Source organism: Maribacter corallii (genome assembly GCF_047345415.1).
Lineage (GTDB): Bacteria > Bacteroidota > Bacteroidia > Flavobacteriales > Flavobacteriaceae > Maribacter_C.
Genome location: NZ_JBLFEP010000002.1, coordinates 591,067 through 614,790, shown reverse-complemented (window position 1 = coordinate 614,790; position 23,724 = coordinate 591,067). Strand labels below are relative to the sequence as shown.

The window sequence follows — 23,724 nt, the reverse complement described above, 5'->3', positions numbered from 1 at the left end:
CGAGTCGAGAACTAGATCTGGAACGTCAAAGGAACTTGCCCGATTTATCGGGTGCTAAAAAAACATTGTGAAGCACTACGCTGAAATCTATAAGAACGAACTACTAAATAAGGTCATTCCTTTTTGGGAAGATCATGCGATAGACCATGAGTTTGGAGGCTACTTCACTTGTTTGGACGCCAAGGGCGAAGTTTATGATACCGATAAGTTTATTTGGTTGCAAGCACGCCAAATTTGGCTATTTTCTACGCTATACCAAACGGTACAAAAATCTGAAAAATGGAAGGCTATTGCCAAATCGGGCGCTGATTTTCTTGAAAAAAACGGTCGTGACCCACACGGAAATTGGTACTTTTCTTTAAACAGGAAAGGCGAGCCATTGGTTCAACCCTATAATATTTTTTCCGATTGTTTCGCGGCTATGGCCTTTGGAAAACTATCGGAAATAGACGCGCGACAGACCTATGCCACCATAGCAAAAGACACTTTCGAGACTATTTTGAAACGGCAAGATCATCCCAAGGGAAGCTACTCTAAGATCTACCCAGGAACACGCAATTTGCAAAACTTTGCACTTCCGATGATCCTCTGCAATCTCACTTTGGAACTGGAACCACTTTTGGGTTCCGAAAGGGTTTCAGAAGTGACGGATTCGGTTATCGATTTGGTCATGAACACTTTTTATGATGAAGCTTCCGGGCTTGTGCTTGAAAACGTATCGGATACCGGAGCCTTCGTAGACAGTTTCGAAGGACGGTTGTTGAATCCAGGGCATGCTATTGAAGCCATGTGGTTTATCATGAATTTGGGGATTCGCAAAAACGACCTGCAACTCGTGGAGAAGGCGGAGAAAATCATGTTCCAACAGTTGGAGCATGGGTGGGACGATACCTATGGAGGTATTTTTTATTTCATGGATATCAAAGGCCATCCTACACAACAATTGGAACACGATCAAAAACTCTGGTGGGTCCATTTAGAGACCCTGGTGGCCTTGGCCAAGACCTATGCCTACAATCAAAATCCTAAAGCGGCGCAATGGTTCAAGAAGGTGCACGAGTATACCTGGAACCATTTTAGGGACCGTGAAAACGGAGGGGAATGGTTTGGCTATCTCAATCGCCAAGGTGAAGTACATCTTTCCTTAAAAGGTGGAAAATGGAAAGGCTGTTTTCACGTTCCCAGAGCGCTACTCGAAGTTTGGAAAACCCTTGAACACAGCTTATGAAACGCATTCCACGCACCGTAGGTATACTGCTCTTCGCCCTTGGTCAATTAGTCCTAGGACAATCACAAAAAGGAATTTGGCTCACTGATGTTGCCAGTAAGGCATTGGACTCCAAAGCGGGTATCGAAGAGGTTGTGCAGCGCTGTAAAAGTTATGGCATCGACCAAATCTATGTGGTAGTTTGGAACCGCGGATATACTCTCTACCCCAGTGCCCATATGGAAAAAACCTTTGGTAGAAAAGTGGCCCCGCGTTTTGCGGATCGGGATATATTACAAGAATTGATCGAAATCGCACATGCCAACGGGCTGCAGGTACACGCCTGGTTCGAATTCGGATTTTCAAGCAGTTATCAGGAGTCTGATGGCGGGCACATTCTCCAATCAAAACCAGCGTGGAGGGCTATAGACAATGAAGGCAAGCTCGTCTCAAAAAACGGCTTCCAGTGGATGAACGCCTTTCATCCTGAAGTACAGGGTTTTCTGTTAGCATTGATCACTGAAGTCGTCGAAAACTATGCAGTAGATGGCATACAAGGAGATGACCGATTGCCCGCCAATCCTTCCACGGCCGGCTATGATAAATTTACCCTAGCGCAGTACAAAGCGGAACATGATGATGCTATGCCTCCTATGGATTACAAAGATCCTGAATGGGTCGATTGGCGGGCCAAGCGACTGAATCTATTTGCCCAAAAAGTCTACAAAACCGTAAAAAGCATCAATCCCGATATCGTCGTGAGCATGGCCCCTAGTATTTTCCCATGGAGTAAGGAAGAATACCTTCAAGACTGGCCTACTTGGGTCAAAAATAGATGGGTCGACGTGATCATCCCGCAAGTATATCGCTACGATATCAAGGCTTACACCCAAACATTGGATTCAAATCTCGACTTTATGCCACAAGAAAAGCGAACGGCCCTGATACCGGGTGTCCTTTTAAAAGTCAACGATTACAGCCCTTCAAAACGTTTTCTAAAACAAATGGTCAAAGCCAACCGAAAACGCGGATTGACCAGTGAGGTATTCTTCTTTTATGAAGGACTTCAGGAACATGATCGCTTTTTTGGTAAATTATATTCCAAAATAAAATGATGTCAAAAAAAGGAATCATTAAAGTGCTCTTCTTGCTGTGGTTTTCCATGGCAATAGGCCAAAACGAAGTCGATATTCTGATTATCGGGGGAGGTGCCGGAGGTACTGCCGCAGGCATACAAGCTGCTCGAATGGGGGCTAGGGTACAAATTATCGAAGGTACGCCCTGGCTGGGTGGTATGTTGACCTCGGCCGGGGTTTCCGCCATTGATGGCAACCATGAAATGCCCTCGGGCATCTGGGGAGAATTTCAGAAGCGTCTTAGAGATCATTATGGAGGTGCCAAAGCATTGGCCACGGGGTGGGTCAGCCACACCCTGTTCGAGCCTTCGGTAGGCAATAACATACTCCAGGAAATGGCCGACATTCCCAACCTTGATATCGCCTTTAAGGCCACCTACACCGAGGTGGTCAAAGCTGGTGAGGGTTGGTCGATTACTTACAATCAAAACGGAAAGTCATTCACCACAAAAACCAACATACTTATTGACGCTACTGAAATCGGGGAATTACTGCCCTTGGTCGGTGCCGATTTCCGTTTGGGTATGGATGCGAAATCCGATACGGGCGAAAAGGAGGCTCCTGAAACCGCCAACGGCATCGTACAAGACCTGACCTATGTGTTGCTATTGGAGGACGTGGGCACGAAAAAGGGGAGAAAGGGACTGGTAAGGAAACCGAGCAACTATAACCCTGAAGCCTACGCCTGTGCCTGCAAACGGGAAGATGGCGAAATGTTCGGCGGAGTATCCGGTTGTGAACAGATGTTGAATTATGGAAAATTACCGAATAATAAATACATGATGAACTGGCCCAATTGTGGTAACGACTTCTACCTGAATTGGCCGGAGCTGACCGCGACGGAAAGAGGGCAAAAGCTTCAACAGGCAAAGGCATTCACTCAGGGTTTTGTGTACTATATCCAGAATGAACTTGGTTTTCGCAACCTCAGGGTAGCCCAAGAATTTCCGACCGAAGATGATTTTCCGATGATACCCTATGATCGTGAGGCGAGAAGAATTCGTGGAAAAACCTTTTTGACCGTAGATCCTCTAGAACGGCCCTATGAGTTCAATTATTATCGTACGGGAATAGCTGTGGGAGACTATCCTATTGATCATCACCATGATAAAAATCCCAATGCGCCGGAAATCGAATTCATCAATATCAAGGTGCCGAGTTACAATGTGCCTTTGGGGAGTTTGGTTCCCGAAACAGTCGAAAATTTCATTGTTGCGGAAAAAAATATCAGCGTATCCAACATCGTCAACGGGGCTACACGTCTGCAGCCTGTAGTTTTAGGAATCGGACAAGCTGCGGGGGCCTTGGCCGCCACTGCTATTCAAAGGAATAAAAAGCCATCCGAGGTATCTATCCGTCAGGTGCAAAACGCTTTACTCGAAAGCCAGGCCTACGTAATGCCCTTCTATGATGTGAAGAAAGAAGATTCGGGCTTTGCCTCTATGCAGCGCATCGGGGCTACCGGTATTTTGAAAGCGACGGGTATCCCTTACAAATGGGCCAATCAGACTTGGTTTTATCCAGAACGGGTGGTTTCGGAATACGAATGGAAAATGGGATTGCTTCCTTTCTATCCCGAACTAAAAAACACTCCTGCTTCGGGTGCCGCGCTCACCTTATCCTTTGTGAAATCGGTTCTAGAGAAAATCGATTCGAATCACGCAACTATAGATTTTAAAACAAACTGGGGGCCTTGGGGAGTGCAACAGGAGTTCAGTGAAACCACCCCATTGAACCGTAGAACGATAAGCATCCTGACCGATAGAATTCTCCATCCTTTTGCGATTGAAATCGATTGGAACGGGGATATCATGCGGAATTAAAACCTAAATTCGCTTCAAATAGTCGTAACTTCTTTTCAATGCTATTTCGGGTTGTTGTACCAAGTCTTGCTCTACGAAAAAATGTTTAGCTCCATGCTCCTTGGCTACCTTCACGATCCCTTCCAAGTCGATTTCACCGTCACCTGCCGTTGTCATTTTCGGAAACAATTCCATCCATTGTGGGGCATTTGAACCATCGCCCTTGAAATACGAAATGGGATTCATGTCCTTCAAGTGCATAAGGTGGTATCGGCCTGAATATTTCTTGAGATATGCAATCGGATCGGCGCGTCCGGCAGTGGTCCAGAACACATCCATTTCTAAGAAGACCAATTCGGGATCAGTTGCATCCATCATGACCTGAAAAGGCACCTGCCCCTCAACTTCCTGTAAGCCATACCCATGATTGTGATAGGCCAACTTTAAACCGTGTTTTTTGGCATTTTCTCCAATGGCATTAAAGGTGTCGGCCATTTTTTTATAGTCATCTATGGTCTTTCTTCGATCATCGGGTATCGCCGGCAAGGTGATATATTCAAAATTCAACACCTCGCTTGCCCGGGCAAAACCTTCCATATTCGTTTCCATCGTGTCAAGATCGGTATGAATGGAGGGAATGGACATCCGGTGTTCCTTAAAAACAGCCTTCACCTCATCGGCGGAACGTCCAAAATAACCACTTCCCGAAAAACCGAGCATCGGTGTGATCGCATTCCAGCTTGCCTTTGCGCTATCCGTGCTGAATTCAAACGGACCAAAGAGTTCGAGTTCGGTATAGCCCATTTCAGCCAAGAGTTTCATACTCCCTTCAAAATCCTTTTCCAGTAACGCGGGTAACGAAAATAGCTGAATACCCATTTGGTCAATGACACCCGTGGAAAAATTCGTAAAGGGATTCGCAAAAAGCAAGTCCGAGCCTACGGTGCCGGCCCCAAGAAGCAATCCCAGTTGCTTCATAAATTCTTTTCTTTTCATGATTCGTTTTTCTAGACTAAAAATAACTAAAATTTGAAAACACAGACTTGAACCACAAACTCAGTTTTCCTGATGTTCACTTAATGGTTATATTGCATCATAAGCAATTGGTATGAGATTGGTTCAGTTCACAGCCCTAGAAGGCACAACCACCGTAGCCGTGGTCGAAGGGGAGAAATTACGTTTCATTTCCAAATTTACCTCTACGTATGAATTGGCCCGGTCTGCAATTTCCAAAGGCATTCCGTTAGAAAAGCTCATCGAAAGTCATTTGACCGTTAAGCGTACAGATTACCTCGAGGTCATTGAGTCTGGTCGACTGTTATCACCAATTCATCACCCTGAACCCGCCCATTTTTGGATTACCGGTACAGGCCTGACCCATTCCGGGTCTGCTGCCACCCGTGATGCAATGCATAAGGCATTGCAAGAGGAGGATCTTTCCGACTCCATGAAAATATTCAAGATGGGCCTAGAGGGAGGCAAACCCCGACATGGCGAAAAAGGGGTACAACCAGAATGGTTTTACAAAGGAAATGGCACCTCGGTAATTCGACCGAATGGTGACATCGATTTGCCCGATTATGCCATGGATGGTGGCGAGGAGCCTGAAATAATCGGTTTTTATCTGATCGGAGCAGATGGTCATCCCTACCGCATAGGATATGCCCTTGGCAACGAATACAGCGACCATATCATGGAACGGATCAATTACCTCTATTTGGCCCACTCCAAACTACGCCAATGTGCCTTCGGCCCCGAACTGCTTTTGGGGGAATTGCCCGCTTCCGTCACAGGAAACGTGTCGGTCATTAGAAAGGAACAACCCATCTGGAGCAAGGCGTTTTCGAGTGGAGCCGACCATATGATCCACAGTCTGGCGAATTTAGAATACCATCATTTCAAATACGACCTCTTTCGCACCCCCGGAGATCTTCATGGTCATTTTTTTGGCACGGCCACCTTAAGTTTTGGAGATGGCCTCAAAATTGAAGAGGGAGACCAATTTCAAATCGAATCGGATACCTTTGGAATGCCTTTACGGAACACCCTTAAAAAAAGAAAAAGCGAACCTTGGGAGGTGCGACGATTATAAAGAGAATGGAACGACAAAAATTTCTCAAATCGATTGGAATAGGTGCAGCTTTTGCTTTGACCTACGGATGCTTAGGGGCTTGTTCTAAAGATGAGAAACCCCCTTTTATTGCTCCCAACGGAAGTAATCTGCCATCAAACACTCCCCTTTTCACCATCGACCTAAACTCAACAGAAGCCAGTGAATTATCCAAAGACGGCGGTTTTATGATCAAGGACGATGTGGTCATCGCAAAAAGTTTGAGCGGTGCGTATCTCGCGGCCACCGTGATATGTTCGCATGAATCAAGAAAGGAAATTACATTTCAGGAAAACGAATTTTTTTGTGGGGCCCATGGAGCCCGTTTCGACCAATCGGGCATTGGTCTGAATAACTTTGGAACAGGAGGGCTGAAAATCTACAACACCCAAGTTGCCGATAATCTTTTGACCATCTTGACCTGAACCGTCACTAGCGCTTCATGCCTTTTCTTAATCGGATTGCCCCCTTAAACGCTTAAAATCACGATGCGCTTTTTCGATTTGCTTTGGCGAAGCCTTTTTAAATTCGACTTCGGTGACTTTATAATGCTGTTGTACGGAATCTAAGGTCCGGTGCATTTTCCGAATGACCGTGGCATATTGCTTGTCTTCGATAGCATTGTGTTCCTCATTTGGATCGGTCTTGAGGTCATAGAATTCCCAAGTATCGATATCGTCATAGAAGTGCATTAATTTGTAGCGATCTGTTCGAATACCATAATGTTTTTTTACCATGTGAAATGCGGGATAGTCGTAGTAGTGATAATAAATTACATTTCTATTGTTCATAGTGCCACTCCCCTTATCCAGCAGGTCAAGGAATGAATCGCCCTGCATCATAGCCGAAGCTTCGGAAGCGTTCGCTACGTCTAAAAAAGTAGGGGCGAAATCTAAATTTTGTACCAATGCATCAATTTTGGATCCTTTTTGAACCCTACCGGGGAGCTGCATCAATAAAGGCATTCGAAACGATTCCTCATACATAAACCGTTTGTCAAAAAAACCATTTTCTCCCAGATAAAAACCTTGATCCGAGGTGTAGACCACCAAAGTATTCTCCTCTAAACCCGACTCTTCTAGATAATCCAAGAGACGCCCTACCCCTTCGTCCACCGCAGCAACAGTACTCAAATATTCTTGTAAATAGCGTTGGCCTTTCCATTCGGCCAATGCCTTCCCCGACAATTTGGCCGCATGAAAGCTATCATTTTTTACGGCGTAAGCCGCATCCCATTTTCGCCTCTGTTCAGGGGTCATTCGGTCAAAATCGTTGGTCCAAGGATTATGCGCTAATTTGGGCTTTCGGTAAGATTCGGTCATCTTGAGGTCATGCCCTTCATACATATCCCTATAAATTGTTTGCTGTTGTTGCTGTGCAGCACGCTTCCCTAAATGTTCATCAAAATAGCTCTCCGGTAGGGGAAACCTGATTGAGTCATACTTGTTCATATGGCGTAAGGCAGGCATCCAATTGCGGTGTGGAGCCTTATGATGTACCATCAAGAAAAATGGACTTTCGTTTTTCGAATTCTTCTTGATCCAGTCGAGCGAAAAATCGGTAATCAAATCGGTAGCATATCCTTCTACCACGGTTGTGTCCTTTCCATGGATGAACTCAGGATTGTAGTAATTTCCTTGATCATTCAATATATTCCAATGATCAAAACCCTGGGGTTCTCCATGCAAATGCCATTTTCCGATAACTGCGGTGCGGTATCCTTCCTTACCCAATAATTTGGGTAAGGTGGGTTGGTTACCATCAAAATGGTCCCCATTTTGTCTGAACCCGTTGATATGGCTGTGTTTTCCCGTTAGTATCACGGCCCGACTCGGACCGCAGATCGAATTGGTGCAAAAACTTTTGGTAAATAGCGCACCATTTTTTGCGATACGATCGATATTCGGAGTAGGTGCTAACTGGCTCAACGGATGTCCATAGGCACTTATGGCCTGTACGGCATGATCATCTGCCATGATAAAGATGATGTTCGGCCTTACTCCTGCTATTTCATCTTTAGGAAGAGGTCTTATCGATTCTTTACAGTTCGAACATAAAAAAATCAGTACTAAAAAGTAGGCTATCTTATCAATCTGCATATTGGAAGCCAAGTTTGTCCAATCCCGCCCGCACTTCTTCGTTTTTCATAAATAGGTTCCAGAAAAGACCGCTTCTATGGTTTTCGATCATCACGGGAATCGGGCCTTGGTCAATGGCGAGGTATCGGGGTAAATACCAATTTTCTTCTAGGCTAAAAGCATCATATGGGCCATATTTCCCAATAAGGGAATCTTGTTCCTTATACATATATCTTAAAAAACGCATGCTCTGATCTGGCGTATATGGCATGGATGATAGTGCTGCAGTTGGCGAGATGACTCCTAAATCCTCATCGGGCCGATGTGCCGAATACCCTTTGACGGAATAGCTCGAGGTAAGTCCCCAACAATCTTCCCCATATCCCTCAAAATTATTCGGATTGTCGACACAATAGCGGTAGTGTATTAGCGCATGGGCAGTATTCAATTTCCAATAATCCGCATATTGATCGGATAATCCCTTGGGATTAAGTCCCAAATAGGAATAGTGCGCCCAGAAAAGCGGGCCTACGGGGGAATTGTCGTGTTCGTAATGATCGAGTTCCGTTCGTAAACCGTAAAATTCGGTGTCATTGGTAATCCCTCCGTTTCGAGCCCATCCTTTTTCGTACACCGCCTTCGTTACGGGATGTGTAGGCGAGGCAGCTGCCAAAACATACATAATCAATGCCTCATTATATCCTCCGACGGGAAAGTTCATATCCCAAGCATAATTGGGCGACCAGTGCCAATACAAGACGTTTTCGCCATTTTTGGTATACCAATCCCATTCTACGGCTTCCCAGAGCCGTTGAATTTTATCAGCCAGTTGTTTTTCCCTCTCGCTACCCTCTTTAAAATATTCCTTTACGGTCAAAAGACCTTGAACCAAAAAGGCAGTTTCTACCAGATCACCTCCGTTATCTTTGGCACTGAAAGGAGTCACACTACCCGAAGGCATTAGCCAGTGCGGCCATGCCCCGTGAAAACGGTCGGCATTCTCCAAAAACTCAACGGCCCGTTCCAGTCGCTCCAAAGCCTGTTCACGTGTGATAAAATTCCGTTCAACACCTACCAAAATAGCCATGAGTCCGAACCCTGATCCTCCGATGGTGATGATGTCCTTGTCATGGGCGGGATATATATTGTCTAAATGAATACGCTCTCGGGCCAAGCCCGAAATTGGTTCGGCCCCATCCCAAAAATATTCGAACGTCTGACGCTGTACATGATCCAACAGTTCTGTGTCGGTCAGTTGAGGAACATCACCATTCCCATTCTCTTTTTCAATCTCGGTGGCTTTAGAGCCATTGCATCCAATCAAATGGAATGCAATGACGACTAAAACCTGAATCAAAACTAACTTCATAAAAAAACAACTTGAAAAAACGTATTTATAATCCCGAATCACGCAACTCTTGAATTTCTTCTTGCGTCAATGTCCGGTCGAAAAGATAGAGGTCATCAATATAACTCAAATCCGATAAGTGGTTCCACCCAATAAAATTGGGTGCTCCAGAACCTATAGATACTATCTCACAATTGGCCCAACTGATGAGTTTCCCACTCATATCACCCCTATTGGCGACAGGTTCCCCATTAAAGTAAATCTGTGTAGCGGTATCGGAAACGGTAAAGGCAATATGGATCCATTCACCGGCGGAAACATCAATGACCTCACCATCGTTCCATACATTACCCCCATCGGTACCCAAGTGCAATTTGATTCGCTGCTCATCGGCATTTCCTTCCCGTATTAGTCGAAAACCGGCAGAAAGGTCATTATCAGTGCCGTTCATAGGCGGAGACACTACAAGAATCCCTGCACGGTCGGGGTCAGCATTGACCTTGTACCAAAATGCCCCACTAAACTGATTACTGAACAGACCATCGATGGGGAAGGTGAGGTACGAATCGGCAGCGCCTGTATAGGCGTCCGAGCCCACCTGGCTGTCCCCCGCAAATCCAGGGATTCCAACAACGGTCGGTTCGATATTTTTATTTACTTCGGTGTTCGAGCCATCGAAAGGCATGTATAAGGTGGAGCCAAAATTCTTTGGTGTGAATTCGCCGCCTGCTACGGCCGCCACTTCTTCGGCCGACAGTTCTTTGTTAAAAAACCGGAGTTCATCCAAACTGCTTAAATCGGATAAGTGGTTCCAATAATCAAAGGTGGGGCCACCTGACCCGATGGTGAACAGTTCGCAACCCGTCCAATCAACAGGTGCAGCCATATCGGATGCGCGTACCTCCACCCCGTTCAAATAGATTTTGTTTTTGGTGTCGGAGATGGTCATAGCAATATGAACCCATTCGCCGTCAGCGACGGTAATGACATCACCATCGTTCCAACTCTCGCCGCTACCTGTTCCGACATTAAGTTTGATACGCTGTTCGTCGGCATTCCCTTCCCGAAAGAGACGAAACCCCTGAAAACGATCATCGGCATCATCGCCAACGACCAGAATACCGGCTCTATCAGGATCGGGATTCACTTTATACCACATCGTAGCACTGAATTGATTGCTTAAAAAACCAGCGGCAGGATGAGTTATATAAGCGTCCGTAGCGCCCAAATAAGCCCCTGACCCGTCAAAGGCCTGATCGGTAATTTCAGGTGATCCCACAGTGGTTGCGGCCGTGCTTCCCACAAGGTTCACATAGCCTCCTTCAAATGGCATATAGAACGATTCGCCATCAAATTGTGGGGTATACGGATTAAACGAACTCAACATAATCTGAATTTCAGTCTGGGTGAGTGCCCGATCGAAAAAACGCAGTTCGTCCATATCGCTACTATCGGATAGATGATTCCAATAACTGAAGGTCTCACCCCCAGAGCCTATGGTAAACTCGGTACAACCTGACCAATCAACGGGGCCCGACATATCCGCCATGTTGACCTGGTTTCCGTTAAAGTAAATTACGCTTTTATCCTGTGAAATGGTGAAGGCGACGTGTACCCATTCTCCTGCTGCCACATCGATAACGCCCCCGTCGTTCCAACTTTCGCCCGTTCCCACGCCCACGTTGAGTTTGATGCGTTGTTCCTCTTCGTTTCCTTCCCGGAACAAACGAAACCCTTGAAAGCGATCATCGGCATTATCGCCAACGACCAGAATACCGGCCCGGCCCGGGTCGGCATTGACCTTGTACCAAAACGCAGCACTGAATTCGTCACTCAACAATCCTTCTGCCGGAAAAGTGAGGTGAGCGTCGGTGGCGCCTTTATATGAACTCAGGCCAGCGAAGCCAGGACTGTTGAATCCCGGTGTACCAATCTCAGTGGCCTGTTCAAATCCGATTTGATCACGATAATCCCCATCGAAAGGCATAAAAAAAGATTCTCCTTCGAACATCGAGACATATGGTGGTTCTTTGGAGAGGTTGACTTCAACCGTGGTCGTCTTACCTTCGATATCAGTGGCAGTCACCGTCAGGGTATGCTCTCCATTGGCCAGTCGATCATAACTGAATTCCTGCAAGGCCCTACGGTAATCCTTAAAATCATTAAACGTAGCAATTTGAGCCCCATCAAGAAGTACCATAATACTAGCGATTTCAACGTCATCGGTAACTTCCAAATCGATATCCAAGGAGGTAATATCCTCGAAAACCTTGACTACCAGGCCTTCGGTGGGTTTATTTACGATAATCTGCGGAGCGGTCGCATCCGCTGGGGGCGCTACCTCGGTTATAGGGTCGATTCCTTGCTCACATCCATAGAAAAGGGTAACCGCGACCAAACTGGTGAGTATGTATTTTATGTTTTTCATCTGTTGCTATTTAGTGGTTTTCTTAATTCTCCAAAATCGGAAACTGGTCTACTTGACTTTGGGGATAGGGCAAGAAGCTATCAGCTTCGGAAAAGGTTCTTCCATCATAACTGAGTTCATCTAACCGACCTAAACGTACCATGTCATAGTACCGTTTGCCCCATTCCATACCCAGTTCGGCAAACTTCTCATCGATTACTTGATTCAAGGTAACTCCTGACAAGGCTGGCATTCCCGCTCTTGCCCGCACCAAATTGACGGCCTCGTCAGCGGTCATTCCTGAAGCTGAGGCACCCTGCAACAAGGCTTCTGCGTACATTAATAGAATTTCCCCGTATCGTAGAAGGTTGTAGTTCTTGTTACTACCATAGGCGGTTCTGCCCGGAATCAGTTGATTCGACGGTAGGTAATGCTTTCCACTGGCAAATAGGGCTCGTGCATAGTCGTTGATGACATCACCGTCGCGGGTGGTGTTTGAAACGAAAGCCGGTAAGGTCGCGTAAGCCGGGTCGGTCTGAAGTTCCGCAATCCCTCGGTCGGTAAAGAGTACACTGGTTTCTAAACGTACCGTCTCGCCACGATCCAACATGAATTTTATGAATTTCAAACTGGGCTCATAAAACCCCCAACCACTAGCGGCCCCTTCGACTGCGGGTGTCCAACCTTGTGGACCATAGGGTGCATAGAGATGTGCGGAACGATCGCCTTCCCCCTGTCCGAAATCGGAATATTGCAAATCGAGAATATTCTCATCGCTCAATTTTCCCGGTGTTTTGAACAATTCATAAAAGTCGGGAAACAGACTGAACTTACCCGAATTTACGATTTGGCCCGCCGCGTCGGCTACCACCTGATAATTCTTCAACTCTTGATTGGCCAGGGCCTTGATGGCCAGTGCCGTATATTTTGTAACACCCCCGGGCAGGTCTGTTCGTTCGTTAGGCCGCATATCGGGCAATAGCCCTATGACCGTATCCATCTGGTCGGAAATGTGTTGCATCACTTCGCTCCTGGTCGGTAGCACGTCTACCTCCAACAGTTCATTGGTGTCCGAACTTTCAGGTATGAACACATCGCCCCAAACCTGTGCAATTTGGAACAGCATGGCCGCGCGAAGTACCTTTATCTCTGCGATATATTGCGCTCCCTGCCCTATACCCGCATCATCGGCAAATTCTTGAAACCTTGCGATCTGTTCCATAGCGGTATGGGCCGAGATGATATCGACATAGATGTTTTCCCAAAGGGAATTGTACATCCAATAGTCTTTGTTGTAGTTGAAAAGATCCGTTTCCATGAAGTCTGGCTGATCCCCAAGACCTCCTGAATTTACATCATCCCCACGCACCGAAATCAGTAGCGGTTGTTCCCATCCACGGGAATGAAAGGCCTCATAAACCCCTACAACGGATAATTGCATGCCAGATGTATCGGTAAAATCAGTACCCCCTGCAAAGTTGTTGTTCAATTGTGGTTCATCAAGTTTGTCGGTGCATGCTATTGTCATCACTACGGACAAGGCCATCACCTTTGGAATAATCGTGTTCTTTAGCAGTTGCATTTTTCTTTTTTTTAAATTTTAATATTCACACCCATCATATATACCGCAGGTATCGGATAGGTTTCGTTATCAACACCATTGGCTACTTCAGGGTTGAATCCGTTGTACTTGAACAGTGTCAAGGGCTTTTCGGCAGTGATATAGATGCGCGTCTGTGGAATGCCCTTCATATCTCCTTTCTTATTGATCGTATAGCCCAAGGTGATGTTCTGTATTCTAAAAAAGTCACCATCTTCGACAAAGAAATCACTGAGACGTTGGTTCCATCCTTTACGGATACCGGCAGAGGAGGGGTATGCATTGGAGGTGCCTTCACCATGCCATCGATTCATGGCAAAATCACGGTCCCAGTTCGTATCATTGGTAAAGATGACCTCTCCCCTTTTTCTATTCAAGATCTTATTGCCCCCTTGGCCTAGTCCTGTAGCGTTAAAATCCCATCCCTTGTAATTGAAACCAAGATTAAAACCATAATTATAGGAGGGTAAAAAAGACCCTAGTACGGTTCTATCATCATCGGTAATATCGCCATCGCCATTGATATCCCTAAACTTAAGGTCGCCCGGCGCCAAATCATTAGCCACGGCCACGGGGTCGGCCTGGATCTCGGCATCATTTTGATATACCCCGGTAATTTCCCTTCCGTAGAAGGCGAAAATGGGCTCCCCTACAATCGAACGTTGGCGAAATTCGGCGCTACCGGCATCTAAATGGGGCTGGCCTCCTAAATCGAGTACCTCGTTTTCCAAGGTTGAAAAGTTGGCCCCCAGCGAATAGCTAAAATCACCGGACACCCTTTTATTCCAACTGAGCGCCAGTTCAAATCCGGAATTTCGAATCTTCCCGATGTTCTGGCGTGTGGATCCGGGAATCAAGGCCCGCAATACCGGAATCACGGCATTATTGGTTTCCCTAATATAATAGTCAGCCTCCAGTGACAGGTTATTGTTGAGCAATCGTGCCGAAAGCCCTCCATTTACTTCTTCGGTAACTTCCCAGCGCAAGGCAGTAAAGTCACTATCAGTATTTACACCGCTGAACATGGTATCGCCCAAAGCCGTGGTTACTACTTCAGATGTAATGGAACCTGAGCTGGAATCGATTTTATCGTTCCCTAATTCTCCCCAACTGGCTCGAAGTTTCAGGAAATCGAAAATGCCATTGTTCTGCATAAAGTTTTCTTCCGACACCACCCAACCAAGACCAACGGTCGGGAAATAACCCCATTTCTCTTGATACTTATTGGTGCCGTCAGCCCGAAAGGTGCCGTAGAGTAAATAGCGGTTGGCATAGTTGTAAGAGAGTCTTCCAAAATAAGAGAAGCCAAATTCACGCCGCCCATCGTCGAGAACATCTTCCTCTACAATGGTTTGGGCCTGATCTAGAAAATAGGCCTCTTCTCCTGATAAGGGAAAATTGAGCCCTTTGGCTTCCAATCTATCAAAGGCCTCGTCACGAAAGGAAGTACCTCCTAATAGGGTCAGATTATGGTTCCCGAAGGTTTCGGTATAAGTCAGGGTGTTGTCCCATATCTGATTGGAAACAACATCGGTTCGTTTTAAGAGCTCCGCATTTTCACGTTGAAAATTATTCCCAATAAAATAGGGAAGGCGCACCTCACGGCGATTGGTCGTCTCAAAATTGTGGTTATACGCGGTCTTAAATTTCAACTTCTGGGGAATGAGGTCGATCTCCGCATAAAAATTGGCCAAAATATTCCGGATTTTCGACCGCAACTCGCTATTGTCCATAATCGGAAAGGGGTTCTGCCCTCCGCGATATCCCAAATCTTGAGCATTTGCATAGTTGGTTGGAAAAACTGCCGGGTCATCGGTCAAACTTTCATCGCGAACAGGAAGGATCGGCACCGCGAAATAAGCTCTTCGCCAAGCGGAATTTTCAGCGTCGAAACGCTGGGCGTTGCTCAATACGGCATTACCCCCGATTTTGAGCCAGTCATTGACTCTGAAGTCGACCCTCACCCTCAAATTAAAGCGTTGGTACTCATTTTTCATTTTGAGTAGTCCTTGCTGCTCAAAATAGTTGGCACCGATGGCATAGGTGGCGCTTTCGCTACCTCCTGTCACATTCAAGCTATGGTTTTGAATCGGCGCCACACGCAGTATTTCGTCGTACCAGTCCGTATTGACATTCGGCACATTTGGGTTGATCCTACTGCGACCGTAGCGCTGCATGGCGTTCTCAATGAACTGCGCATCGGGTTCGGATCCTGATTCAAGAGCAAGGGTCACAAACTGTTCGGCGTTCGCCAATTTGAGTACATTTTGGGCAACCTGATAACCAGAATATCCGTCATATGTTATCTGCGCTTTCTGGTTCAACGCTCCGGATTTGGTCTCGATCAGCACTACCCCATTTGCTGCGCGAACTCCATAGATGGCTGCTGCCGAGGCATCTTTCAATACGGACACCGAAGCAATGTCGGCCGTATTCAAGAAATCGATATTGTCAAAAAACATACCGTCAACAACAAAGAGGGGAGCAGAATCTCCATCCTCGTCGTCATACGAGCCAATACCCCTCACCCTTATCGTTGGAGATTGACCGGGCGCACCAGCGTTCACGATCTGAAGTCCGGCGACCTTCCCCTGCAACGCGGCGACGGCTTGACCCGTTGGAGTGGCGGACAGTTCTTCCGACTTTAAGGTCGTAATGGCGGAGGTCAGATCTTTCGACTTCATTTCACCATAACCGATGACGACAACCTCATCAAGCGCTTCCGCATCTTCCTGTAAAGTCACATCTAGGGTCGTTTGACCGTTTATCGGAATCTCGACAGCGGTAAAACCAAGATAGCTGACGACGAGTATGCCATCAGAAGGTGCATCGCTCAAGGAATAGTTTCCATCAAAGTCGGTCTGGATTCCTGTAGTAGTCCCTTTGATTACGACGGACGCCCCGGGAAGGGGTTGCCCACCAGCATCGGATACGGTACCCGCGACGGTAATCGTACTTTGCGCAATGGCAAAAATCTGAACCGAGAAAAACGATATTAATAAAAAGATGTTTTTCATTTTCATAATTCTTCAATAGTTTGATTGTTCTGTTGCTAAATTAGCATTAAGCCCTGCTGACCTATTGATGAAGCAATACATTACGGATACATCAAGGGGAAAGGCATTGCAATTGCCTGAATTCACAGGATTTGCAGTAGTACAAAAGCTGAAGAGCCGCTGACTTTTAACATTCTGATGTAGTAATGACGTAGTCTTGAAATGTTGAAAACCCCTATTTGTAGGTTATCAAGAAGTTGGAGATATTCTCAGAACTCTCGATTTGCAGCTTTTTTCTCAATCGATATCTATGGATCTCTACCCCTCTTACCGAGATAGCCATTAACGGCGCAATTTCCTTTGTGGATAGATTCATTTTAAGATAGGCGCATAGCTTGAGGTCCTTGGGTGTTAGTTTTGGGTATCGTTTCAGGAGTTTTTCGAAGAAATCCTCGTGAAGTTCGTTGAAGTTGTATTCAAATCGCTTCCAATCACCCTCTCCGTGAATTGAATTATCCAATTTTTTCATGAACGCACGGTAACGTCGCTTATCGCTAAACTGATCTTTGCCCATTACGAGCATATTCTTCAATTCTAAAAGCAACTCATTTTTCTCGGCAACGTTCATGGTACTGATGGTCAATTCATTTTGTTTGAGTTTGATTTCCTTCGCCAATTTTTCCTTTTCGAGTATGGCCAATTTATCTTCTTGCTCACGTACCAGTTCATCTTTTAACTCTCTCTGCTTTCTATCTAACTTTTGTCTATGATACACCCGTATGAGGTAACCCAGTGCAACAATTGCCAAGAGATACGCAAGTATGCTCATTTTCGAAAGGTACCAAGGAGGCGCAATTGTAAAAGCAACCTCGAGAGGTTCGGATTTTTGGTTATCGATACCGACCGTAGCAATGGCGAGCAAGTACTCCCCATAGGCCAGATTCTGAAAGTTCAAGGTTCCATGATCGCTGAAACCCGATTGCGTTTCGTTGGATTTTAGTTCATAATGGTATTTCGGGTCGACCTCCTCTGGCGTGGCAACCTTTATCTCGATTTTTTTAGCCTCTTGGAATGTCAGATTTATTGGGGTATTGTCAATATTTTTCTTTTCACCACCGGCAATGAAGGAACCAAGCTTCGGTGTTGACAAATTCAAACGTTCCACATGAAATTGCAATGCTGCAAGATCAATTTTGGCGAGTCCATCACCCAATGTATAATAGTAGGCCGAATCACTGTGTTTAATAATGTTCTCGGCCTCTGGAACCTGTCTTCGGGTCAATTGGGGTTCTTCAATAATCAAATCTTTTCCCTTGAAATCGGTAAACGCCATCTCCTTAGATTCCCTGTCCAAAAACCAGAAATGTCTTTCATCATGATAGAGGAGTTTTTTGTTGGTATACGCCTCGAACTCTTCAAAACCAATGATTCTGTCTAAAATAGGATCATACTTGTACCAGTGCCCCTCATTTCTAAATACGATTTGATTTTTGATATTAAAAAGCTCGATATTATAATTGTCGGGAATAGAATCGGTAGTATACTCTCGAAATTCCACTATTTGCTCATACTTCTGATCGATCTTAATTCGATAAAAACCCTTATACGGATGGGCGGCCCAAACGGTAGTTTCATTCTCAAAACAAAACTGTTCGACAGGGTGATCCATCCCGGCCATTTTTTGGGTAGTCCATACACCGGATTCTTGCTTGACAAATTTCACAAAACCGTTATACGTTCCTTGCAAATAGGTCTGCTGTTGGTTCGGCACTTTGGTTATTTGATAGCCTCCTGAAAAATCAAAAAAGTCTGCTATTTTACCATCGACAAGTCTAAAAGTACCCGTATTATGTCCTCCGAAAAGGTCACCCTCAATGACTTCAAGATCCCATACATGCCCTTGGGTTCCGTTTACGAATTGGAGTTGATTCTTCTGAAAATAATAAATGCCGGTATTACTACCCAAGTAAAGTAAATCATCATGACGGGCAATGTCATATACCGTGCCCAATGTTCCCGATTTTTCGGTATAGTAGGTAATAGGATTATTCAATTGAATTCTATCGATGCCATTGTCAAGTCCAGCCCAAAGTTGATCATTGAATTGTAGCATCGAGAGCACCGTATTGTTCTGCAGTCCATTTTCCCTATTCAATATATCCCAAAGCCCTCGAGACACATCGTATAGATAAATACCGTTCTTGATGGTACCAAAGGCCAAAGTACCGGAGTCAATCAGTAAAATCCTATTGAGCTGTTGCATCTTTAGCTCAGCATTTATAGCATCATTCCAAGACGAAAGTGATCCATCTTGAAGCATATAACAGCCATCAAGCTTAGTGCCGACCAATAAGCCTTTATCGGTCTCCACCATATCGATGATGGTTTTCCCCTCGAGTATCGTGTCATCTACAAAAGGCGTCAACTTTCCATTATCTAAACGATAGAGTTCACCTTCCCCTCCGGCCACTACGATTTCCTTCTGAAATAGGGCGATCTTAGAGACGACGATTTCCACATCGATGACATCGATTTTTCCATCTTGGTAGTGATAAATCGTAGAAAAAGATCGAAAGAGTAGTCCATTTTTGTATGGCAGTATCTGCCAAAATTCCTCATTGGTGAACTCGTGGTTTTTGATCAGGTGTGTCAAAGACGTATACTCCAGCTCTCCATAGTTGCTTTTTTGCCAATACCCGAACTCCTCATAGGAGCCTGTGAATATTTTTCCGCCCGTATATGATACGGAACGTATGGTAGTTTCATGGGGCAGTTTGTGCAGCGTCCATTCTTCACCGTTAAAGTGTAATAAACCTTGATTATTCGCTACAAATAGCTCTCCGTCTTCACTTACCGACAGTCCCCAATTCTTACTATCCGCTTTGTATTCGAACAGGCGATAATTTTGGATTGGCGGCATCAGATTCTGACCCATAACCAAAATCGGTAAGAGGAAGAAAACCCATATATATCTCGGAGCGTTTTGTATGCCCATTCACAGACTATATCTAAAATGAATATATGATTTTATTAGGAAATAGTGTCTATCTCGTACCTCATTGACGTAGCTAAGATGTAGAATTATTTGGGACGTACACCTGTTTTTTGATGAACGAAATTCAATAAAAGAGGTATCGCCGGATACACCATATTATGCCCATACCCATCCAATTCCATTAATTCGACATCTGGGTGTCCAATCACCTTCATCATTCGATAAAAATAGGCCACCTCTTCATACCTCCCCAAAAGCTCCTTTTCACGATTGCCGGTAATCAGAAGCATAGGCGGTGCATCATTACGCACATGAAATAGTGGTGCATAGTTGTCAATGATAGGCTGTGTGCCGGCAATGCCCATTTCCTTGCGAATCGTAAAATGGGTTATGGTATGGCCGCTAAAGGGAATCAGGCCCGCTAGAGAATCCGCACTGAGGTCGTGTTTTTGCAGGTAACTTTTATCAAGCCCCACCATACTGGCCAGATACCCTCCGGCAGAATGGCCTGTGACGAAAATCTTTTTTGGGTCTCCGTTGTACTTTTCAATGTTCTTGAAGGTCCATGCTACGGCAGCGGCAGCGTCTTCGATATAAACAGGATGTTTCACTTTTGGATGCAAACGGTAATTTACGGTTACTACAGCCACTCCCTTTTCCAACAGGCCCTCAGGAATGTGTTTTTCGCCAAATTCCAATCCCCCGCCATGAAACCATACGATGGTAGCCACATTTATCGTGTCTTTCGGAAAATAGACGTCCAGTTTGCAGCGTTCCTTGAGGTACGCATCCATACTTTGGGAAGTACTGTCGTAATATGAAATAGCTTCTTTGAGTTCATATGCGATTTCTTGTGAAACCACCATATGAGCCGCCCAAAGGAATATTAAAACAAAAGTGTTCTTTCTTACCATCTGTTCTTCCTTATAAGTTGATCGTTCCGTTTCTGTACAGATCCAAAGCTTTGTTCATGAGTGTATCGATATCCGTTATCGGTAAATCCGCATTCGGGTCCACCTTAAATATTTTCATCCGTGCGCGATTTCCGGCTTCAAGGTTCGGGTGGCTCAAGTGTTTTCCTTCTACCATCAAAAAATAGGGCTCCAAAGTCTTTTTATCCATCCATAGATAGCAAAACATTTTTTCCTTGTAACAAAAACAGGGCATCCCATATTTTGTGGTTTCAGAAATATTCACATCCATTCCGAGAACTATATCGCGCATCGCCAGCAAGCACCCTTTTTGAGGTTCCGGCTTGTCGAAATAGAAGGTACTGTCAGCAGGCATGCTCTTTTACACTTAATCATTGAATAGGCCAGGTAGCCATAAAGAAATTTCAGGAATCAGGGTTACCAAAATCAATACGATCAAACTGACCAATAAAAAAGGAAAGCCCGCTTTGCTGACCTTTCCGATGGAGACCTTTCCAATGCTGGAAGCCACGAACAGACAAACGCCTACGGGTGGCGTGGTCAAACCGATGATTAAATTCAACACCGCGATTACGGCGAAATGAATAGGGTCTACATCGACCGCCAAGGCCACTTTCAAGAGAATAGGGAACAAAATTAGCAGCGCGGCTATGGTTTCCATAAAAGTTCCGACGGCGATGAGCAAAAGATTGATTAGAAGCAAAACCACATATTTGTTCGAACTAAAACCCAATATTTCACTGGAAATCGTCTGCGGGATGTGTTCCGTAATTAAGATATAGCCGAACAAATTTGCAAATCCTACCAAAATCATCAATGAGGCGGAGGTCTTCATGGAATCGAGAATGACCACCTGTACGTTTTTAAAATTCAATTTCCCGTAAACGAAGCGGCCTACGACCAGTGCATACAATACGGCAACGATAGAAGCTTCGGTCGGAGTGAAAATTCCACCAATAATTCCGAAAAGAATGATAAAGGTCATCAACAGCGACCAAAAGGTGTCCACAAAACCTCTCGCAACTTGACCAAAAGTGCTTTTCGGATGTTTCGGATAGTTTTTCTTTCTCGCGATAACATATGCGACCAACATCAAACCAACACCCAGAAGCAAGCCCGGAATGGCGCCTGCCAAAAACAGTTTGCCGACCGACAGGCCACTTAGGGTCGCTGCAATAATCATGGGCACACTAGGGGGAATAATAGGTCCTACGGTAGAGGAAGCGGCCGTTATGGCACATGAGAAATCAGCATCATATCCTTCCTTTTTCATAGCCGGTATCATGACCGAACCCATACTGGCCGTATCGGAAATCGCCGTACCTGAAATTCCCGCAAAAAGCATTGAGGCCCCTACGTTCACTAATGCGAGTCCGCCTCGAATATGACCTAACAGATGATTGCAAAAGCTAATGATCTTTTCGGTAAGTCCACCTTGGTTCATCAAATTTCCAGCGATGATAAAGCCGGGAATACTAAGCAACACGAAAACATCAATGCCCGAGTACATTTTCATGGGCATTAAAATCAAGGGGATATCCGCACCGATCAAATAGACCAAACAGGCCAGACCCAAGGCAAAAGCGATGGGGTAGCGAAGCACAAGTGCAACTACAAATACAATGACCAGTATCCAAATCATGGGTCTTTTCTTTTAAATACGCGCACTATTTTATGCCAAGCATAGTAACATAGGGCAGCCCCGATAATGAACATGCTGCAGAACGAAATACCCATATTAAATCCCATACTCGGCGATTTTTCAATCATTCCCAATCGTATGAATTGAATGGAGTAAAAGGCAAAAACAGCGAACAATATAAATATGACAATGGGTATGGACTTATCTAAAAATACTTTCAGTTTCGGGTCGAACCTATTGTAAAAAGCATCTAAATGCACATAGTAGTTGGATTTCAAAGCAAGACCCGAGGCGAATGCAATCGCATAGATAAATAGAATTCGCGATGCCTCTTCGGTCCAAGAGGGAGTATCGAACCATGAAAAACGACAAATGATCTGGAGTAAGACCATGGCAATCAAGCCCCATGTACTTATCAAAGTGCCGATCTTAAGTAGTTTACCTATTCCTTTTCGCATGAGCTTCTTGTTCGCGTTTCAATTCGTGATAGATTTCCTGCATTTCAGGGGATAGACTATCATATATGGCCTTTTCACACTTTTTTGCAAATGCTTCAGTATCTACTTCGATTAATTCCATCCCCTTATCTTTCAGTACCTTCTGGATATTTTTTTCGTTTTCCAAAAAAAGGTCATGCTCATATTTTTGCATTTCTTTCCCGGCCTGCACCACCATTTCCTGAAGATCTGGTGGTAACTTCTGGAACTGTTTTTCGCCAATTACGGCGTAGACCCAACTTATGACGTGTCCGGTGAGATTCACATACTTCTGAACCTCGGCAAACCCCCCATTGTTGATCATGGCAAACGGATTTTCCTGTCCCTGTATCGTGCCCTGCTGCAGCGATGTAAAAACTTCGGAAAATGCCATTGGTGTCGGTTTTGCCCCTAGGGCGCTCCATGTGGTTACGAACGAAGGAACATTGGGCACCCGCAGTATGAGACCGTTTAAATCATCAGGATGCCGAATCGGACGATTTGAAGTCAAATGTCTGGGGCCGCGTTCAAAATGGCAAAGGGCCCGTACTCCGGCCTTTTCGATCATCTCGGTCTCCATCAATTTTCCGACCCTCCCGTTGATATAAAGATTCATATCGGTAGAGTCTTTCATCAAATAAGGCAACTCACAAAAAGTCGCGACCTCAAACCAGTTGGTCAAGGTCGATCCCGTTGTGGTGATATCGATTACTTCGGCCTGTATCAAACGAATGGCCTCGATTTCTTTGGCCAGTTGTTCCGAGGGGTACAAGAGTACTTTGATTCGGCCTTCGGAGCGTTCCTCCAAGAGTTGCTTGAAGTAATCGAACGCCTTGTACCAGGTATGGTCCTCCTTCACGATAATCGCCGTCCGAAACAGGAATTCCGGTTCGCGTTCGGTTGACTTGCAGTTCACAAGCAACAAGAAGGCCATAAGAAGTATCACATATTTCATAGAAAAACTACGCTCTAGGGGTTTTTAGGCATCTCTTCGT

17 protein-coding genes are annotated in these 23,724 nt (G+C 45.3%); 5 read left to right on the top strand and 12 right to left on the bottom strand.

Translation table 11 applies throughout. The annotated features are described in order from the left end of the window. Positions 1-67: 67 nt before the first annotated feature. From ACKWCA_RS07970 to ACKWCA_RS07960, 3 genes are read left to right on the top strand one after another with little or no spacing between them, the layout of a single operon-like run. Entirely contained in the window at positions 68-1,228 is a 1,161-nt protein-coding gene (locus ACKWCA_RS07970; RefSeq protein ID WP_413977646.1) for a n-acyl-d-glucosamine 2-epimerase, read from the top strand. After that, complete coding sequence (locus tag ACKWCA_RS07965) at positions 1,225-2,322, top strand: glycoside hydrolase family 10 protein (RefSeq protein ID WP_413977645.1); 1,098 nt, start codon at positions 1,225-1,227, stop codon at positions 2,320-2,322. The genes ACKWCA_RS07970 and ACKWCA_RS07965 overlap by 4 nt, the downstream gene beginning before the upstream one ends. Then, a complete protein-coding gene (locus ACKWCA_RS07960; protein WP_413977644.1) occupies positions 2,319-4,166 on the top strand; it encodes an FAD-dependent oxidoreductase in 1,848 nt (615 codons plus the stop codon). Before ACKWCA_RS07965 ends, ACKWCA_RS07960 begins: the two co-directional genes overlap by 4 nt. Before the next feature lie 3 nt (positions 4,167-4,169). Here ACKWCA_RS07960 and ACKWCA_RS07955 read toward each other — a convergent pair whose 3' ends face one another. Further along, positions 4,170-5,141, bottom strand: coding sequence for a sugar phosphate isomerase/epimerase family protein (locus tag ACKWCA_RS07955; protein ID WP_413977643.1), 972 nt, complete (start codon positions 5,139-5,141; stop codon positions 4,170-4,172). Between the two features lie 112 nt (positions 5,142-5,253). Between ACKWCA_RS07955 and araD1 the strand changes: the two genes are divergently transcribed. Both araD1 and ACKWCA_RS07945 read left to right on the top strand, forming a co-directional pair. Beyond that, a complete protein-coding gene (araD1, locus tag ACKWCA_RS07950) occupies positions 5,254-6,237 on the top strand; it encodes an AraD1 family protein (protein WP_413977642.1) in 984 nt (327 codons plus the stop codon). Between the two features lie 5 nt (positions 6,238-6,242). Further along, complete coding sequence (locus ACKWCA_RS07945; protein ID WP_413977641.1) at positions 6,243-6,680, top strand: Rieske 2Fe-2S domain-containing protein; 438 nt, start codon at positions 6,243-6,245, stop codon at positions 6,678-6,680. Between the two features lie 27 nt (positions 6,681-6,707). On the opposite strand, the gene ACKWCA_RS07940 is transcribed toward ACKWCA_RS07945, so the two are convergent. From ACKWCA_RS07940 to ACKWCA_RS07890, 11 genes are all read right to left on the bottom strand, one after another. Then, the gene (locus tag ACKWCA_RS07940; protein ID WP_413977640.1) at positions 6,708-8,354 is read right to left on the bottom strand and encodes a sulfatase family protein; all 1,647 of its coding nucleotides are present in this window, start codon (positions 8,352-8,354) and stop codon (positions 6,708-6,710) included. Continuing rightward, positions 8,344-9,702 (bottom strand): glucoamylase family protein, encoded by a 1,359-nt coding sequence (locus tag ACKWCA_RS07935; protein WP_413977639.1) that lies wholly within the window; start codon positions 9,700-9,702, stop codon positions 8,344-8,346. The genes ACKWCA_RS07940 and ACKWCA_RS07935 overlap by 11 nt, the downstream gene beginning before the upstream one ends. Before the next feature lie 25 nt (positions 9,703-9,727). Continuing rightward, positions 9,728-12,109, bottom strand: a complete 2,382-nt coding sequence (locus tag ACKWCA_RS07930) for a LamG-like jellyroll fold domain-containing protein (RefSeq protein WP_413977638.1) — start codon at positions 12,107-12,109, stop codon at positions 9,728-9,730. A 22-nt stretch (positions 12,110-12,131) separates the two neighbouring features. Beyond that, positions 12,132-13,670, bottom strand: coding sequence for a RagB/SusD family nutrient uptake outer membrane protein (locus tag ACKWCA_RS07925; RefSeq protein ID WP_413977637.1), 1,539 nt, complete (start codon positions 13,668-13,670; stop codon positions 12,132-12,134). 11 nt (positions 13,671-13,681) lie between these two features. After that, a complete protein-coding gene (locus tag ACKWCA_RS07920) occupies positions 13,682-16,705 on the bottom strand; it encodes a SusC/RagA family TonB-linked outer membrane protein (RefSeq protein ID WP_413977636.1) in 3,024 nt (1,007 codons plus the stop codon). Between the two features lie 214 nt (positions 16,706-16,919). Beyond that, positions 16,920-19,679 (bottom strand): helix-turn-helix and ligand-binding sensor domain-containing protein, encoded by a 2,760-nt coding sequence (locus tag ACKWCA_RS07915; protein ID WP_413977635.1) that lies wholly within the window; start codon positions 19,677-19,679, stop codon positions 16,920-16,922. An 86-nt stretch (positions 19,680-19,765) separates the two neighbouring features. Next, the gene (locus ACKWCA_RS07910) at positions 19,766-20,593 is read right to left on the bottom strand and encodes an alpha/beta hydrolase (protein ID WP_413977634.1); all 828 of its coding nucleotides are present in this window, start codon (positions 20,591-20,593) and stop codon (positions 19,766-19,768) included. A gap of 10 nt (positions 20,594-20,603) precedes the next feature. Next, positions 20,604-20,966 (bottom strand): DUF1801 domain-containing protein, encoded by a 363-nt coding sequence (locus tag ACKWCA_RS07905; RefSeq protein WP_413977633.1) that lies wholly within the window; start codon positions 20,964-20,966, stop codon positions 20,604-20,606. Positions 20,967-20,978: 12 nt separating this feature from the next. Next, positions 20,979-22,253 (bottom strand): TRAP transporter large permease, encoded by a 1,275-nt coding sequence (locus tag ACKWCA_RS07900; protein ID WP_413977632.1) that lies wholly within the window; start codon positions 22,251-22,253, stop codon positions 20,979-20,981. After that, on the bottom strand, positions 22,250-22,711 hold the full coding sequence (locus ACKWCA_RS07895) for a TRAP transporter small permease (RefSeq protein ID WP_413977631.1): 462 nt from the start codon (positions 22,709-22,711) through the stop codon (positions 22,250-22,252). The genes ACKWCA_RS07900 and ACKWCA_RS07895 overlap by 4 nt, the downstream gene beginning before the upstream one ends. Then, the gene (locus tag ACKWCA_RS07890; RefSeq protein ID WP_413977630.1) at positions 22,692-23,684 is read right to left on the bottom strand and encodes a TRAP transporter substrate-binding protein; all 993 of its coding nucleotides are present in this window, start codon (positions 23,682-23,684) and stop codon (positions 22,692-22,694) included. Before ACKWCA_RS07890 ends, ACKWCA_RS07895 begins: the two co-directional genes overlap by 20 nt. Positions 23,685-23,724: the final 40 nt, after the last annotated feature.